We start from the raw sequence: 15,992 nt of genomic DNA on the forward strand, positions 1-15,992 counted from the left end.
GGGAGGCGGAGCCGGCCGTCCGGGCCGCCGTGTCGTCGCATCGGCCCGCGGGCAGGGGGTTCCCGTCCGCGGGCCGGCTTATTCGGCACTTATCCAGCCCATGATGAGGTTTCCCTCAGATACTCTGCCCATCCGCGGGGGCTGCCGCGACCACGGGACAGGGAATGGGAGACGATGGTGCTCGTGACTTGCGACGAACCGGCCTGCGGCGGCGGCGCGTGATCCGTACGGCGCTGCCCTGGGTGACGACCGTCTCGCGGCTGGTGCTGGCGGGCGTGCTGATCGTCGCCGGCTGGGGGAAGATCGCGACTCCGGTCCTGTCGGTGCAGGCGGTCAAGGCCTACCAGCTGCTGCCCGAGTCGGTCGCCACGGCGGTGGGCTACGGCCTGCCGATCATGGAGATCGTCGTCGGCGTGCTGCTGGTCGTGGGCCTGCTCACCCGGGCCGCGGGCGTCGTCTCCGCCCTGCTCATGCTGGCGTTCGTCATCGGCATCGCCTCCGCCTGGGCGCGGGGCCTGCGGATCGACTGCGGCTGCTTCGGCGGCGGCGGTCAGCTCCCGGCGGGGGAGGAGCCCAGCTATCTCATCGACATCCTGCGGGACTTCGGTCTGTTCGCGCTCGGTGTGATCATCGCCTGGTTCCCGCCGGGACGGTTCGCGCTCGACTCGGTCCTCGGGCTGACCCCCGGACGGGACCCCGGGCCATACGATGATGATCTTGAGGGCGACGACGAGGAGCCCGTGGTGAAGGAGAGCGACTGATGGGCAAGGCCGCGCGAGACTCGGCCCGCGAGCGGATGAAGGCGCAACGCGAGGTGGAGCGCAGACAGGAGCAGCGCAAGCGCATCGCCACCATCGTCACGGTGGCGGTCGTCGCGATCGTCGCGATCGGGGCCGGCTGGTGGTTCGCCGCCCGCAGCAGCGAGTCCGAGCAGGCGACCGCGGCGCTCGCGCCGATCACCCGGGCCGCCGACGGCTCGATCGTGATGGCCAAGGCGGGCGTGGAAAAGCCGGTCATCGACGTCTACGAGGACTTCCAGTGCCCGGCGTGCAAGTCGCTGGAGGAGGTCAACGGCGCCACTCTGAAGAACCTGGCGGCCGAGGGCAGGGCCAAGGTGGTCTTCCACACCGTCACGATCTTCGGCAAGGAGACCGGCGTCATCCACGCCAACTCCGTCCGGGGAGCGGCCGCGGCCCGCTGCGTGCCCGCCGGGCCGGCGTGGATGACCTTCCACGACAGGCTCTACAGGGAGCAGCCGACGGAGGGCGCCGAGGGCTTCGCGGTCGACGACCTGATCGCCTGGGGCAAGGAGGCCGGGGTCACCGACCCGGGCTTCGAGACGTGCGTGCGCAACCAGCAGCACGCCGACGCCCACCTCACCCAGAGCGACCAGACGCTGAAGGCCGCGCAGATCCAGGGCACCCCGACGCTGAAGCTCGACGGCACCGACGTGGAGCAGGAGACGGCTTTCAACCCGTCGGCGCTGCGTCAAGCGGTGCTTGATGCCGCCAAGTAGCCGCCGACACGGTAACGTCACCTGACATGCCCCTCGCCTCGATTCCCAGCCCTTCCCAAGGGGTCTGGCATCTGTTCGGCGTAGTCCCCATCCGGGCCTACGCGCTTTGCATCGTGCTCGGTGTCGTCGTCGCCGTCGTCATCGGCGAGCGCCGCTGGCGTGCCCGGGGCGGCGCCCCGGGCACCATCGTGGACCTCGCCGTCTGGGCCGTGCCGTTCGGCCTGATCGGCGGCCGCCTCTACCACGTCATCACCGACTGGCAGCTCTACTTCGCCGCCGACGCGCCCAACCGGCCGATCGAGGCGCTGTACATCTGGAACGGCGGGCTGGGCATCTGGGGCGCCATCGCGCTGGGGGCCGTGGGCGTGTGGATCGGCTGCCGGACCCGGGGGATCTCCCTGACCGCGGTGGCCGACACCGTCGCCCCCGGCATCGCGGTGGCCCAGGCCATCGGGCGCTGGGGCAACTACTTCAACCAGGAGCTGTTCGGCAGCCCGACCGACCTGCCGTGGGGTCTGGAGATCGACCCCGACCGGCCGGGCACGATCCCGGGCGAGGACACCTACCACCCCACGTTCCTGTACGAGTCGATCTGGGACCTGGGCCTGGCCCTCGTGCTGGTCTGGGCGGGCCGCAAGTTCGCGCTGCGCCACGGCCGGCTGTTCGCGCTCTACGTCGCCGGTTACACCGTCGGCCGCTTCTGGATCGAGGGGCTGCGCGTCGACACCGCCCACCACATCCTGGGCCTGCGGCTCAACCAGTGGACCTCGATCATCCTGCTGGTCGGCGCGCTCGCCTACTTCTGGCTGAACCGCGACAGGACCGACGAGGAGTCGCTCGGCACCGTGCCCGAGGACGAGAACGAGAAGGCACTCGTCGGCGCGGGCGTCGCCGCCGGGTCCTCCGCGGCCGGATCCTCCTCCGAGCCGGCCGGTACGGCTGCCGCGTCGACCGGCGCGGCAGCCGACGACGACCCCGTCGACCCCGCGCACCCGGCCGACCAGGCCGACGCCGGGGCCGCGGACGGGGACGGGGACGGGGACGGCGGCGAGCCCGTCGGGGAGAAGACGGCCACGGCGGAGACGGGTGAGACGGCGCCGGAGGAGTCCGCTCCGGCTGAGCCCGCCTCGGTTGAGGCGGCACCGGGTGAGCCCGTGGCGGACGGGACGACGCCGGACGAGAGCGCGGAGAGCGCGGCGGACGAGACGGCATCGGACGAGACGGCGCCGGCTGAGGCTGAACCCGCGGCCGGGGTGAGCGCCGCCGCGGCGGACTCCGCGTCCGAGACGGCCGCGGACCCCACCGACCCGGCCGACCCCGCGCACCCGGCCGACCAGGCCGACGAGGCCGAGGGGCAGGGTGCGGCCCCCGCCGAAGCCCCGTCCGCGCCCGCCGGTGAGAAGGGCAAGACCCCCCAGCGGGCGAACGCGACCGCAGAGGGTGAGAAAGGCACATCGTGAGCGAGGGCGGTTCGGGGGAACGCGCCGAGATCCATCACGAGCACCGTGATGTCAACGGCGGCTGGCTGCGGCCGTCGGTGTTCGGCGCGATGGACGGGCTCGTCTCCAACTTCGCCCTGATCGCGGGCGTGGCCGGCGGCACCGAGGACACCAAGGTCATCGCCCTGGCCGGGGTGGCCGGGCTGGCGGCGGGCGCGTTCTCCATGGCCGGGGGCGAATACGTCTCGGTGGCCAGCCAGCGGGAGCTCGCCCTCGCCGAGATCGACGTCGAGCGGCGCGAGCTGCAGCGTCACCCCGAGTCCGAGGAGCAGGAGCTCGCGCAGATGTACCAGGCGCAGGGCGTCGAGCCCGGCCTCGCCGCCGAGGTCGCCCGGCAGATCTCCCGCAACCCGGGGAAGGCGCTGGAGGTGCACGCCCGGGCGGAGCTCGGCGTCACCCCCGGCGACCTGCCCTCGCCGCGCACCGCCGCGGTCTCCTCGTTCCTGTCCTTCGCCGTGGGAGCGCTTCTGCCGCTCCTGCCCTACCTTCTGGGGGTCACCAGCCTGGTGACCTCGGCGGTGCTGTCCTGCCTGGCGCTGTTCGGCGCGGGCGCGCTGGTGTCCAGGGTGACCGCGCGCAACTGGTGGTACAGCGGGCTGCGCCAGCTCGTCGTGGGCGCGGTCGCCGCCGCACTGACCTTCGCCCTGGGCAACCTCCTGGGAGGGATCAGCCTGTGACCACCCCCCCGCGTCCTCCCCGCAAGCGCCGCCGTACCTCCCCCCGGCCGCAGGAGCACCCCGCCCCCACGACGGCCGGGCCGGCCGTGCGCCCGGTCCCTCCCGGACCGCGGGAGCGGACCACCCAGGGCGGGCCCAGGGAGCGGCGTCCCGCCCAGGAGGAACTGTGGGAGCGGTCCTCACAGGGCGGGACCTGGGAGGGGTCCCCGCAGGCCGGGCCCCGGGTGCAGCACCCCGCCCAGGCCGGTGGGCAGGAACGGCGGGCCACCGCCACGCGGGAGCGCCGTCCCGCCAGGCAGCGGGAGCGGCGGGCCCAGGCGGAGACGGACGACTGGAACGTCTCCTGGCTGGGCGCGCGGGGTCTGAGCCGGCGCCAGCAGAAACTCGTCGTGTACGGCGGTTCGGCGGCCGGGCTGGTGCTGGCCCTGGCCGCGTTCATGTTCGTGGTCTCGATGATCGGCAGCGACTACGTGCCGGAGCAGGACGCCACCTCGGCCGTCGGCACCCAGCCCCGGCCCGACTCCTACCAGGGCTGGGTCTCCTCGAAGGTGTTCGCGCCGATCGCGCGCCGGGCCGACAACTCCAAACCGCTGACCCTGAAGGAGGTCTTCGGCGAGAAGACCCTGAAGGAGGGGCGGATCACGCTGAAGCTGACCGACAGCGCGCTCGACACCGGCTGCTCGACGGCGGTGTGGGGCCAGGCGCTCGCCCAGCGGCTCACCCAGGCCGGGTGCCTGCAGGCGGCCCGCGGCCTGTACGTCAGCGCCGACGGCCGCTACGTCGCCCAGTACACCCTGTTCAACCTGCGCGACGTCGCCTCCGCCGACGCGCTGACGACCTCCCTGAAAACCCTGCACCGGGGCGGCTGGCCGCTGGCGCTGAACCCCGAGGCCTTCCCCGCGGGCGGATACACCGAGGGCAGCGGGCACGCCATGGGGCACTACGCCGGTCTGGTCTGGATCGGACGGGCCGACGGCGCCGAGCCCACCGCCCAGGACGACTTCATCTCGCTGGCGCTGACCGTCAGGGGCGCGGAGAAGGGTGTGTTCCGCCGCGTCGTCACGGCCACGCCCACCTCCGCGCCGACCTCGTAGGACGGCATCGCCTCCGGTCGCCCGAGGACGGCCCGCTCCCCCCGGGTGGGGCGCCGCGGTCATGGGCCCGGACTCCGATTGAGGTGCCGCGGTCGTGGCCCCGGCCTTCGAGCGAGGTGTCGCGGTCATGGCCCCGCACCCGGCGGATCGCCGCCGGTCCGGGCGCCGGCCCAGGTAAGCTCGGTGCCCATGCGCAAGTGGATCGCCGTCGTCGCCGTGCTCGTGGCCGCAGGGGCGGCGGCGTTGTGGTGGTCGGCGGCGCAGGGTGAGGACAGCCCGCGCGCGGCCGTCCTCCACACCGAGGCGACCACCGGCCACTACGCCCCGATCGCCACCCGCGCGCTCGACCCCGAGCCGCTGACGGTCGGGGAGATCTTCCCCGGCGACACGGTCACCTCGGGCGGGGTCACGCTGGACAGGAAGGGCACCGAGGCCCTGACCGACTGCGCCGAGGCCGTGTGGGGGAGCGCGCAGAGCGCCGTCGCCGGATGCACCCAGGCGCTCCGCGCCCACTACGCGACCCCGGACGGGCGGATCTCCGGCCAGTTCCTCATCTTCAACCTGGCCGACTCGACCGCCGCCGACAGGCTCGTGACCGCCCTGAAGGACGGCGGTTTCGTACGGCCCGCGCCCGGCACCCCCGAGGCCTTCGACGGCTCGCGGAGCTGGGCCTACGCCCGGGCGCTGGGCCACTACGCCACCGTGAGCTGGGTCGCCCCCGTGGGCGCCGCGGCACACGTGGACCTGACCTACCCGCAACTGGCCGTCGACGGCCTCACCCTGGTGATCCAGAAACGCCTGATCTGACGGCGGTGAGGGCCCGGCCCGTCAGGAGGAGGGCTCGGCCGGGGGCTCGGCCGGGGCGGACAGGGACCGGGCCACGGCGGCGGGGAGCTCGGCCAGGCGGTGGGCGGGCAGTTCCAGGACGGTGACGTCCTCGCTCCAGGGGGCCGTCTGAGCGACGATCGCCCGTGCCTGCTTCTTGGTCAGGCCGTCGCGCGCCTTGATGAGGGCCTCGCGCCAGGTGTTGGCGATCTTGCCGTGGGCGTTGTCGAGGACGCGGCGCAGGAGGCGCTCCCCGTCCGCCGCGGGAAGCGGCCGCCGTACGGCATGGATCGTCGAGCCGGTGACGGTGAGGTCGTAGACGGAGGCCAGGAGCGCGGTGGGCAGGTCCTTCGGCGGGGCGGCGAGGGTGACCCGGACACGGCGGGCCCGGGCGGCCAGGAGCAGCCGGGGCAGCACGGCCTCCAGCCCGGCCGGTACGGCCACCGCGACGTCGGCGGGATCACCGGCGTACGGCTTGGCGAGCCAGGTCGTCAGCCGCGCCCGCGGCACCTTCGGCAGCACGTCCCGCGGCCACTCACCCACCAGCACCGCCGGCCGGAACACCCCCTCGGCCCCGGCCTCGGACCCCTCTCCCGCCTCGGGCGCGGAAGAGCCCGTCCCGGCGGCGGGGTGGGACGTGCCCGAGCCGGGGGAGGGCGTCCCCGGGGCGCCGGAGGCGGGGTGGGACGCGACCGGGGTTTCCCGGGTGGGGTGGGATTCGATGGATTGGGGGCCGTGGGTGTAGATGGCGGTGCTGAGGGCGTCGACGCGGGCGGCGACGGCGGGCCAGGTTTTGGTGGTGGGGCGCAGGATGTACAGGTCGGCGGCAGAGCCGATGGCTTCGGCGCCGAAATAGCGGTTGAAGTCCGGATAGATCGCCTCGTTGACCAGATTGAGCGCCGACAGCGCGTGCTGGACCTTCAACGCCAGCGCCGGGGTGTGCTCGCCGGCGCCGTACGCCAGCAGGATCCGCCCCCGCTCGCGGTCGCCGAGCCCCTCCACCGCGCGGGCGGCGAACAGGCCGATGCCCTCCGGGGTGTACGGCGGGTCGGTGACGGCCAGGTCGGCCCAGCCCCGGACCGAGGGGGGCAGGCCCAGGCGCAGGTCGGTCCAGCGGGTGCGGATGTTCAGCCCGAACCGGTCGGCCTGCTCGGCGATGTAGGCCAGGATGCGCTCGTCGATGTCCACCACGGCCACCTCGGCGCGCGGCTGCAGCATCGCCGTGGCCAGCGAGGTCAGGTCGTGGTCGCCGACGCACAATACCCGGGCCCCGGGCAGCCAGAACCGGGCCTCCATCAGCAGCGCCCGCCGTACCACCGTGTCGGCGGTGGCGGCCACGTGGTCGAGGGCCTGCCGCCCGCGCGGAGCCTTGGCGATCAGCTCCTCCATCCGGGCGAGCAGCTCGCCGTGCCCGTCGAGCAGGTGCGCGACCGGGTCGGCCGGGCCCGGGGCGCCGGTGCCCAGGCCGGGCAGCGGCTCGCGGAGCCGGAAGCGGTCGCCGGAGCGCTCCAGTTCGACCGCCCGCAGCAGGGCCTCGATCGCCCGCCGCGAGGTCGCGGTCTCCCGTACGAGCTCGGCCAGCGTCCACCACCGTCCGCCGCCGAGCAGGGCCAGCGCCGTCCGCAACCGCCTGCCGTCCACGCCCGCCCGTTCGAGCAGCTCATCGATGCCGTTCATGGGCCCAACCCTAAAGGTCCGCCCCGGAATAACCGCTCCTCACCACTCGTTGGCCAAATCGCTGGAAGCGGTGTGAAATGGTCGCTATGTGGACCGGGTAGGCAGCTTTCCGGCAGGGTACGGTAATGTCTACACACCACGCAGCAGGGCCAACGTCGTCCCTTCGCTTGCCAAGCCAAAGCAGAAGACGACGGGAGGGATTCAATGCCTGCTGCCCGCCTCGGCTTTCCCGAGCCCCAGGGCCTCTATCACCCTTCGCACGAGCATGACGCCTGCGGTGTCGCCATGGTCGCCGACGTGGCCGGACGACGCAGCCACGACATCGTCACGAAGGCCCTGACGGCGCTGTGCAACCTTGACCACCGGGGGGCCCAGGGTAGCGAACCGGACACCGGTGACGGTGCCGGCATCCTGACGCAGATTCCCGACAGCTTCCTGCGCGCGGCCGTGTCCTTCGAGCTGCCCGCCGCCGGCCACTACGCCGCCGGCATGGGCTTCCTGCCGATCGACCCCGAGGCCCGCGCCACCGCCGAGCGGATGATCGAGGAGATCGCCGCCGAGGAGGGCCTGACCGTCCTGGGCTGGCGCGACCTGCCGGTCACCCGCGACCTGCCCGGCCCGAGCGCCCGCGCCGTGATGCCGTTCTTCCGCCAGCTGTTCGTCTCCTCCCCGGACGGCGAGTCCGGCCTGGCGCTGGACCGGCTGGCCTTCTGCCTGCGCAAGCGGGCCGAGCACGAGGCGGACGTCTACTTCCCCTCGCTGTCGTCGCGGACGATCGTCTACAAGGGCATGCTGACCCCCGGCCAGGTCGAGCCGTTCTTCCCCGACCTGAGCGACGAGCGTTACGAGACCGCGATCGCGCTGGTCCACTCGCGCTTCTCCACCAACACCTTCCCGTCGTGGCCGCTGGCGCACCCCTACCGCTACATCGCCCACAACGGTGAGATCAACACGGTCAAGGGCAACCGCAACTGGATGCGCGCCCGCGAGGCCATGCTCGCCACCGCGAACATCCCCGGCGACCTGTCGCGGCTGTTCCCGATCTGCGACCCCGACAGCTCCGACACCGGCTCCTTCGACGAGGCGCTGGAGCTGCTCCACCTCGCCGGCCGCTCGCTGCCGCACGCCGTGCTGATGATGATCCCCGAGGCGTGGGAGAACCACACCGAGATGGACCCCGCGCGGCGGGCCTTCTACGAGTTCCACGCCTCCCTGATGGAGGCCTGGGACGGCCCCGCCTCGATCACCTTCTCCGACGGCACCCTCGTCGGCGCCGTCCTGGACCGCAACGGCCTGCGTCCGGGCCGCTTCTGGGTCACCGACGACGGTCTGGTCGTCCTCGGCTCCGAGGCCGGCGTCCTGGACATCGCCCCCGAGCGCGTGGTCCGCAAGGGCCGCCTGCAGCCCGGCCGGATGTTCCTGATCGACACCGCCCGCGGAAAGATCATCGAGGACGACGAGATCAAGTCCGAGCTCGCCGCCGAACTCCCCTACGAGGAGTGGCTGCACGCCGGGCTGGTCCGCTTCGAGGAACTGCCCGCCCGCACCCGCGGCGTGCAGCCCGACGGCGTCGAGGGCGACACCCGCGAGGCGCTCGTCAAGCGTCAGCAGACCTTCGGCTACACCGAGGAAGAGCTGCGCATCATCCTGGCCCCGATGGCCAAGACCGGCGCCGAGCCGATCGGCTCGATGGGCACCGACACCCCCGTCGCCGTGCTCAGCGAGAAGCCCCGGCTGCTGTTCGACTACTTCAGCCAGCTGTTCGCCCAGGTCACCAACCCGCCGCTGGACGCCATCCGCGAGGAACTGGTCACCTCCCTGGCCAGCACCCTCGGCCCCGAGGGCAACCTGCTCGACCCGGGCCCGGCCTCCTGCCGCCAGCTGGTCCTGCCGTACCCGGTGATCGACAACGACGAGCTCGCCAAGATCATCCACATCAACGACGAGGGCGCCCTGCCCGGCTTCCAGCCGCACGTCGTCTCCGGCCTGTACGAGGTCTCCGGCGGCGGCGAGGCCCTGCTGCGCCGCCTGGAGGAGATCCGCACCGAGGTCTCCCAGGCCATCGGCGACGGCGCGCGCATCATCGTGCTGTCCGACCGCGGCTCCACCGAGACGCTCGCCCCCATCCCGTCGCTGCTGCTGACCGGCGCGGTCCACCACCACCTCATCGCCGAGAAGACCCGCACCCGCGTCGGCCTGGTCATCGAGGCCGGCGACGCCCGCGAGTGCCACCACATGGCGCTGCTCGTCGGCTACGGCGCCGGCGCGGTCAACCCCTACCTCGCCATCGAGACCGTCCAGGACCTCGTCGACTCCGGCGCCCTGGCCGTCGACCGGCACAAGGCCGTGCGCAACCTCATCAAGGCGTACGGCAAGGGCGTCCTGAAGGTCATGTCCAAGATGGGGGTGTCCACGGTCGCCTCCTACACCGGCGCGCAGATCTTCGAGGCGCTCGGACTCGGCCAGGAGGTCGTCGACGCCTGCTTCGCCGGGACCACCTCCCGCCTGGGCGGCGTCGGCTTCGACGTCCTGGCGCGCGAGACCGCCGAGCGGCACCGCCGCGCCTACCCGCGCGCCGGCAACGCCCACCGCCGCCTGGAGGTCGGCGGCGAGTACCAGTGGCGCCGCGAGGGCGAGCCCCACCTGTTCAACCCCGAGACCGTCTTCAAGCTGCAGCACGCCACCCGCACCCGCCGCTACGAGATCTTCAAGGAGTACACGAACCTCGTGGACTCCCAGGCGGAGAAGCTGATGACGCTGCGCGGCCTGTTCCGCCTGCGCGAGGGCCTGCGCCCGCCGATCCCGGTCGACGAGGTCGAGCCGGTCAGCGAGATCGTCAAGCGGTTCTCCACCGGAGCCATGTCCTACGGCTCCATCTCCCGGGAGGCCCACGAGACCCTCGCCATCGCCATGAACCGGCTGGGCGGCAAGTCCAACACCGGTGAGGGCGGCGAGGACCCCGAGCGCCTCTACGACCCGGCTCGCCGCTCGGCCATCAAGCAGGTGGCCTCCGGCCGCTTCGGCGTCACCAGCGAGTACCTCGTCAACGCCGACGACGTGCAGATCAAGATGGCCCAGGGCGCCAAGCCCGGCGAGGGCGGCCAGCTGCCCGGCCACAAGGTCTACCCGTGGGTGGCCAAGACCCGGCACTCCACCCCCGGCGTCGGCCTCATCTCGCCGCCGCCGCACCACGACATCTACTCCATCGAGGACCTCGCCCAGCTCATCCACGACCTGAAGAACGCCAACCCGGTCGCCCGCGTGCACGTCAAGCTCGTGGCCGAGGTCGGCGTCGGCACGGTCGCGGCGGGCGTCAGCAAGGCCCACGCCGACGTCGTGCTCATCTCCGGCCACGACGGCGGCACCGGCGCCTCCCCGCTGACCTCCCTCAAGCACGCCGGCGCCCCCTGGGAGCTCGGCCTGGCCGAGACCCAGCAGACGCTGCTGCTCAACGGCCTGCGCGACCGCATCGTCGTCCAGGTCGACGGCCAGCTCAAGACCGGCCGCGACGTCGTCATCGCCGCCCTGCTCGGCGCCGAGGAGTACGGCTTCGCCACCGCTCCGCTGGTCGTCTCCGGCTGCATCATGATGCGCGTGTGCCACCTGGACACCTGCCCGGTCGGCGTCGCCACCCAGAATCCCGAGCTGCGCAAGCGCTTCGGCGGCAAGCCCGAGTTCGTGGTCAACTTCTTCGAGTTCATCGCCGAGGAGGTGCGCGAGTACCTCGCCCAGCTGGGCTTCCGCTCCCTGGACGAGGCCATCGGCCACGCCGAGCTGCTCGACACCGCCTCGGCCGAGGACCACTGGAAGGCCGCGGGCCTGGACCTGTCGCCCATCCTGCACCGGCCCGAACTGCCCGAGAGCGCGGCGCTGCGCCGTACGGTCGAGCAGGACCACGGCCTGGCCGCGGCGCTGGACAACACCCTGATCCAGCTCGCCGAGGGCGCCCTCAACGAGGGCCGCCGGGTCACGCTGGACCTGCCCATCCGCAACGTCAACCGCACGGTCGGCACCATGCTCGGCCACGAGGTGACCAAGCGGTACGGCGGAGCCGGCCTGCCCGACAACACCATCGACGTGCGCTTCACCGGTTCTGCGGGCAACTCCTTCGGCGCCTTCGTGCCCAAGGGCATCACGCTGCGCCTGACCGGCGACGCCAACGACTATCTCGGCAAGGGCCTGTCCGGCGGCCGGATCACCGTCCAGCCGCACGACGCGGCCCCGCTCGACGGCCACATCATCGCCGGAAACGTCGCCCTGTACGGCGCCACCTCCGGCGAGGTGTTCGTCCGCGGCGTCATGGGCGAGCGCTTCTGCGTCCGCAACTCCGGCGCCACCGCGGTCGTCGAGGGCGTCGGCGACCACGGCTGCGAGTACATGACCGGCGGCAAGGTCGTCGTCCTCGGCCCCACCGGCCGCAACTTCGCGGCCGGCATGTCCGGCGGCGTCGCCTACCTGCTCGACCTCGACCCGGCGCGGGTCAACCGCGAGATGGTCGAGATCGAGACGCTGAGCGAGGCCGACGCCGAGGGGCTCCGGGAGATCGTCGAGACGCACCTGGCCGAGACCGGCTCCACGGTCGCCAAGCGCCTGCTCGCCGACTGGGACCCGGCCCGCTTCAGCAAGATCATGCCGACCGACTACAAGCGGGTTCTGCGGGCCGCCGAGGCCGCGCGGCTCGAAGGCCGGGACATCGACGAGGCGGTCATGACCGCTGCGGTCCAGGGATAAGGGAGGTAACACCGATGGCTGACCCGAAGGGTTTCCTGAACCACGGGCGCGAGCTGCCGGCGCGCCGCCCGGTGGACGTCCGCATCCGCGACTGGCGGGAGGTCTACGAGGACTTCCCCGCCCCGAAGCTGACCAAGCAGGCGTCCCGCTGCATGGACTGCGGCATCCCGTTCTGCCACAACGGCTGCCCGCTCGGGAACCTCATCCCCGAGTGGAACGACCTGGTCTACCGCGACGACTGGCGCGAGGCGATCGAGCGGCTGCACGCCACCAACAACTTCCCGGAGTTCACCGGCCGCCTGTGCCCGGCTCCGTGTGAGGCGGCGTGCGTCCTCGGCATCAACTCCGACCCCGTCGCCATCAAGCGGGTCGAGGTCGAGATCATCGACCGCGCCTTCGACGAGGGCTGGGTCACCCCGCAGATCCCGGCCTCCAGGACCGGCAGGCGCGTGGCGGTCGTCGGCTCGGGCCCCGCGGGCCTGGCCGCCGCCCAGCAGCTCACCCGCGCCGGGCACGACGTGGTGGTCTTCGAGCGGGCCGACCGCATCGGCGGCCTGCTGCGCTACGGCATCCCCGAGTTCAAGATGGAGAAGCGGCACATCGACCGCCGGCTCGAGCAGATGCGGGCCGAGGGCACCGAGTTCCGCACCGGCGTCAACGTCGGCGTGGACGTCACCGCCGCCCAGCTGCGCGAGGAGTTCGACGCCGTCGTGCTGGCCGGTGGCGCCACCCAGTGGCGGGACCTGCCCGTCGCCGGGCGCGACCTGGCGGGCGTCCACCAGGCGATGGAGTACCTCCCCCCGGCCAACAAGGTCCAGGAGGGCGACTTCGCCGAGTCCCCGATCTCGGCCCAGGGCAAGCACGTGGTCGTGATCGGCGGCGGCGACACCGGCGCCGACTGCATCGGCACCGCCATCCGCCAGGGCGCCGCCTCGGTGACCCAGCTGGAGATCATGCCGCAGCCCCCGGCCTCCCGCCCCGGCAGCCAGCCGTGGCCCACGTTCCCCATCCTGTTCAAGACGGAGAGCGCCCACGAGGAACTGGCCGACGGCGGCGGCGACCGGGTCTACGCGGTCTCCACCACCGAGTTCGTCGGCGACGCCGACGGCAACGTCCGGGCGCTGCGCCTGGTCGAGGTCGAGGGCCCGCAGAACGGTTTCAAGCCGATCCCCGGCACCGAGCGGGAGATCCCGGCCGAGCTGGTCACCCTGTCGATGGGCTTCCTCGGCCCGGAGAAGGGCGCGCTGCTGCAGGACCTGGCCGCCGAGGGCGGCGAGGACTTCTACGACGCCCGCGGCAACGTCGCCCGCGACAAGGGCTACCAGTCGAAGGTGGAGGGCGTCTTCGTCGCCGGTGACATGGGCCGCGGCCAGTCGCTGATCGTCTGGGCGATCGCCGAGGGCCGCTCGGCCGCCGCGGCGGCCGACCGCTACCTCACCGGGCAGAGCGCCCTGCCGGTGGCGATCCCGCCGACCGCCCGTCCGCTGGTCTGACGTCCCGGGGTCCCCTCCGCCGGACCCCGGACCTCGGCTTCCGGCTCGCCGAACCCGTCCCCACGCTCCATCCCGCCGTCCGGCGAGGGAGCGCGGGGACGGGTTCTCGCGTTTCCCGAGGGGACGGCCGCCGGGACCCGCCAGGCGCGTAAGGTCGGAGATATAGCTATATCTCGGGTTCGAATTGCTTTGGTGGCTATATGCCTGAAAGATGCTTCTTCTTGGTTCCGGCAGGCATGGAGAGTCGATGAAGCGCGCAATCGGGCGTCTGGCAGCCATGGTGACCGCCGTCACCGTGGCCGGCGCCCTCACCACCGGCGGCACGGCCAGCGGAGCGACGGTCGCAGCCCCGCAGGTCCGCGACTATCTCGTCTTCTACGCCGACGGCGCCCACGCCGGAGCGATGCGGGCCATCACCGACGCCGGCGGCACCGCCCTGTCGACCGAGGGCAAACTCCGCTACATCATCGCCAGAGGCCCCGGCCCCCGCTTCGTGGAGAGCCTCGCCGACGACGACGCCGTCGCCGGGATCTCCTCCGACCGCAGGATCGGCCGCGCCACCGCGTTCCCCGCCGCCTCACCGGCCTCGATCGGCCCGGCCGCCACCGCCTTCCCCGACAGCGAAGCCCTGTCCGTCGCCTCCGGCCGCGCCGAACCGCTCGCCGGCCGGCAGTGGGACATGAAGATGATCGGCGCCACCGCCGACCGCTCCCACGCCGCCGCGCCCGGCCACCGCAAAGTACGCGTCGGCATCATCGACACCGGCGTCGACGGCAACCACCCCGACATCGCCCCCAACTTCGACCGCGTCCTCAGCCGCAACTTCGTCACCGACCGGCCCAACGACCCCAACGGCGCCGAACTCGACGGCCCCTGCGAGTTCCCGGGCTGCAAGGACCCCGTCGACTGGGACGACGACGGCCACGGCACCCACGTGGCCAGCACCATCGGCTCCCCGGCCAACGGTCTGGGCATCGCCGGCGTCGCCCCCGACGTCACCCTCGTCAACCTGCGCGCCGGCCAGGACTCGGGCCTGTTCTTCCTCAAGCCCAGCCTCGACGCCCTCACCTACGCCGCCGACAACGGCATCGACGTGGTCAACATGAGCTACTACGTCGACCCGTGGCTGTTCAACTGCGCCGCCAACCCCGCCGACTCCAAGGCCGAACAGCTCGAACAGCGCGGCATCATCACCGGCATGCAGCGCGCCCTCGACTACGCCCGCGACCACGGCGTCACCCTGATCAGCGCCATCGGCAACGGCTCCACCGACCTGGGCAAGCCCAAGCGCGACACCAGCAGCCCCGACTACCCGCTGGAGACCGAGCGCGACCGCAAGGTCGACAACTCCTGCCTCAACGTCCCGGCCGAGTCCAAGGGCGTCATCTCCGTCACCGCCCTGGGACCCAGCAAGCGCAAGTCCTACTTCTCCGACTACGGCATCGAGCAGGCCGACCTGTCGGCCCCCGGCGGCGACGAGTACGACGGCAGCTCCAGGCCGGACGTCAACAAGCTCATCCTCGCCGCCGTCCCCAAGCGCCTGCTCGACAAGCAGGGCCTGCTCGCCGCCGACGGCGCACCGAGGACCCCCACGGTCGTACGCGACTGCCGGCGCGGCGTGTGCGCCTACTACCAGTACCTGGCCGGCACCTCCATGGCCGCCCCGCACGTCACCGGCGTGGCCGCCATCCTGATCGGCCGCTTCGGCGCCCCCTCCACCGACGGCGTCACCATGCCGCCCGCCGACGTCCAGCGCCTGCTGTACGCCAGCGCCACCAAGAAGGCCTGCCCCTCGCCCCGCAAGTACGTCTACCGCTTCGAGGACCAGAAGACCACCCACACCTGCCAGGGCTCCAAGTCCCGCAACGGCTTCTACGGCCACGGCATCGTCAGCGCCGCCAAGGCCGCCACCATCCACGCCGACGGACCCGTCACCCCGATCGGCAAGGGCAAGTAGTCAGGCGGCGACGGCGGCCGGCCCGGCCGGGAGTCCTTCCCCGCCGGGCCGGCGCGCCGGACGGGCGGCGTACCGGACGGGCGGCGTACCGGAACCGGGCCTGCCGCCCGCCCGGCCGTACCGCTTAGCGTGGAACCATGACGTATCACCTCATCGGGCAGGCCGCGATGGTGGTGCACTTCCTCTTCCTGGCCTTCATGGCCGTCGGCGGCTTCCTCGCCTGGCGCCGGCCCCGCCTCATCTGGGCTCACCTCGCCGTCGCCGCCTGGGGCGTGCTCTCCGTCGTCACCGGCGTGGAATGCCCGCTGACCGTCGTGGAGGACTGGGGGCGGCGCAACGCCGGAGAGCAGGGCCTGCCGCCCTCCGGATTCATCGACCACTACATCGAAGGGGTGATCTACCCGGAGGAGCACACCGGCCTCGCCAGAGTGGCCGTCGCCGCCCTCGTGATCATCTCGTGGGCGGGCTTCCTGCGGCTGAGGGCGAGAGCCGGCTCGCCACCCCCCGTCACCCGGGAGTAGCA

At 72.5% G+C, this 15,992-nt stretch carries 11 protein-coding genes; 10 read left to right on the forward strand and 1 reads right to left on the reverse strand.

Annotated elements, in window-relative coordinates; all coding sequences use genetic code 11:
• Positions 1 to 188 precede the first annotated feature (188 nt).
• From Pta02_RS22230 to Pta02_RS22255, 6 genes are all read left to right on the forward strand, one after another.
• Positions 189 to 761 carry a MauE/DoxX family redox-associated membrane protein gene (locus Pta02_RS22230; RefSeq protein ID WP_239131141.1) on the forward strand — a complete coding sequence of 191 codons (573 nt, stop codon included), beginning with the start codon at positions 189 to 191 and terminating at the stop codon, positions 759 to 761.
• Positions 761 to 1,516, forward strand: coding sequence for a DsbA family protein (locus tag Pta02_RS22235; RefSeq protein ID WP_203876824.1), 756 nt, complete (start codon positions 761 to 763; stop codon positions 1,514 to 1,516). The genes Pta02_RS22230 and Pta02_RS22235 overlap by 1 nt, the downstream gene beginning before the upstream one ends.
• 113 nt (positions 1,517 to 1,629) lie before the next feature.
• The gene (gene lgt, locus Pta02_RS42195; RefSeq protein WP_373872409.1) at positions 1,630 to 2,976 is read left to right on the forward strand and encodes a prolipoprotein diacylglyceryl transferase; all 1,347 of its coding nucleotides are present in this window, start codon (positions 1,630 to 1,632) and stop codon (positions 2,974 to 2,976) included.
• Positions 2,973 to 3,692, forward strand: coding sequence for a VIT1/CCC1 transporter family protein (locus Pta02_RS22245; RefSeq protein ID WP_203876825.1), 720 nt, complete (start codon positions 2,973 to 2,975; stop codon positions 3,690 to 3,692). Before lgt ends, Pta02_RS22245 begins: the two co-directional genes overlap by 4 nt.
• On the forward strand, positions 3,689 to 4,786 hold the full coding sequence (locus tag Pta02_RS22250; protein WP_203876826.1) for a proline-rich domain-containing protein: 1,098 nt from the start codon (positions 3,689 to 3,691) through the stop codon (positions 4,784 to 4,786). Before Pta02_RS22245 ends, Pta02_RS22250 begins: the two co-directional genes overlap by 4 nt.
• 189 nt (positions 4,787 to 4,975) lie before the next feature.
• Positions 4,976 to 5,593, forward strand: a complete 618-nt coding sequence (locus Pta02_RS22255; protein WP_203876827.1) for a hypothetical protein — start codon at positions 4,976 to 4,978, stop codon at positions 5,591 to 5,593.
• Between the two features lie 21 nt (positions 5,594 to 5,614).
• On the opposite strand, the gene Pta02_RS22260 is transcribed toward Pta02_RS22255, so the two are convergent.
• The gene (locus Pta02_RS22260; protein ID WP_203876828.1) at positions 5,615 to 7,288 is read right to left on the reverse strand and encodes a bis-aminopropyl spermidine synthase family protein; all 1,674 of its coding nucleotides are present in this window, start codon (positions 7,286 to 7,288) and stop codon (positions 5,615 to 5,617) included.
• A gap of 204 nt (positions 7,289 to 7,492) precedes the next feature.
• Between Pta02_RS22260 and gltB the strand changes: the two genes are divergently transcribed.
• The 4 genes from gltB to Pta02_RS22280 all read left to right on the forward strand — a co-directional run bounded on the left by gltB (position 7,493) and on the right by Pta02_RS22280 (position 15,990).
• Positions 7,493 to 12,019, forward strand: a complete 4,527-nt coding sequence (gene gltB, locus Pta02_RS22265; RefSeq protein WP_203876829.1) for a glutamate synthase large subunit — start codon at positions 7,493 to 7,495, stop codon at positions 12,017 to 12,019.
• Between the two features lie 14 nt (positions 12,020 to 12,033).
• Positions 12,034 to 13,512, forward strand: coding sequence for a glutamate synthase subunit beta (locus Pta02_RS22270; RefSeq protein WP_203876830.1), 1,479 nt, complete (start codon positions 12,034 to 12,036; stop codon positions 13,510 to 13,512).
• Between the two features lie 247 nt (positions 13,513 to 13,759).
• Positions 13,760 to 15,469, forward strand: coding sequence for a S8 family peptidase (locus tag Pta02_RS22275; protein ID WP_203876831.1), 1,710 nt, complete (start codon positions 13,760 to 13,762; stop codon positions 15,467 to 15,469).
• Positions 15,470 to 15,606: 137 nt separating this feature from the next.
• Positions 15,607 to 15,990 (forward strand): DUF2784 domain-containing protein, encoded by a 384-nt coding sequence (locus Pta02_RS22280; protein WP_203876832.1) that lies wholly within the window; start codon positions 15,607 to 15,609, stop codon positions 15,988 to 15,990.
• The last annotated feature ends 2 nt before the right edge of the window (positions 15,991 to 15,992 follow it).

The organism is Paraplanobispora takensis, from assembly GCF_016863195.1.
Classification (GTDB): Bacteria; Actinomycetota; Actinomycetes; order Streptosporangiales; family Streptosporangiaceae; genus Planobispora; species Planobispora takensis.

What these genes read in the sequence shown, in the direction of transcription:
- Pta02_RS22280 (WP_203876832.1), top strand. Translation starts at nt 15,607, where the DNA reads ATGACGTATCACCTCATCGGGCAGGCCGCGATGGTGGTGCACTTCCTC.
- Pta02_RS22275 (WP_203876831.1), top strand. Translation starts at nt 13,760, where the DNA reads ATGAAGCGCGCAATCGGGCGTCTGGCAGCCATGGTGACCGCCGTCACC.
- Pta02_RS22260 (WP_203876828.1), bottom strand. Translation starts at nt 7,288, where the DNA reads ATGAACGGCATCGATGAGCTGCTCGAACGGGCGGGCGTGGACGGCAGG.
- Pta02_RS22255 (WP_203876827.1), top strand. Translation starts at nt 4,976, where the DNA reads ATGCGCAAGTGGATCGCCGTCGTCGCCGTGCTCGTGGCCGCAGGGGCG.
- gltB (WP_203876829.1), top strand. Translation starts at nt 7,493, where the DNA reads ATGCCTGCTGCCCGCCTCGGCTTTCCCGAGCCCCAGGGCCTCTATCAC.
- Pta02_RS22270 (WP_203876830.1), top strand. Translation starts at nt 12,034, where the DNA reads ATGGCTGACCCGAAGGGTTTCCTGAACCACGGGCGCGAGCTGCCGGCG.
- Pta02_RS22235 (WP_203876824.1), top strand. Translation starts at nt 761, where the DNA reads ATGGGCAAGGCCGCGCGAGACTCGGCCCGCGAGCGGATGAAGGCGCAA.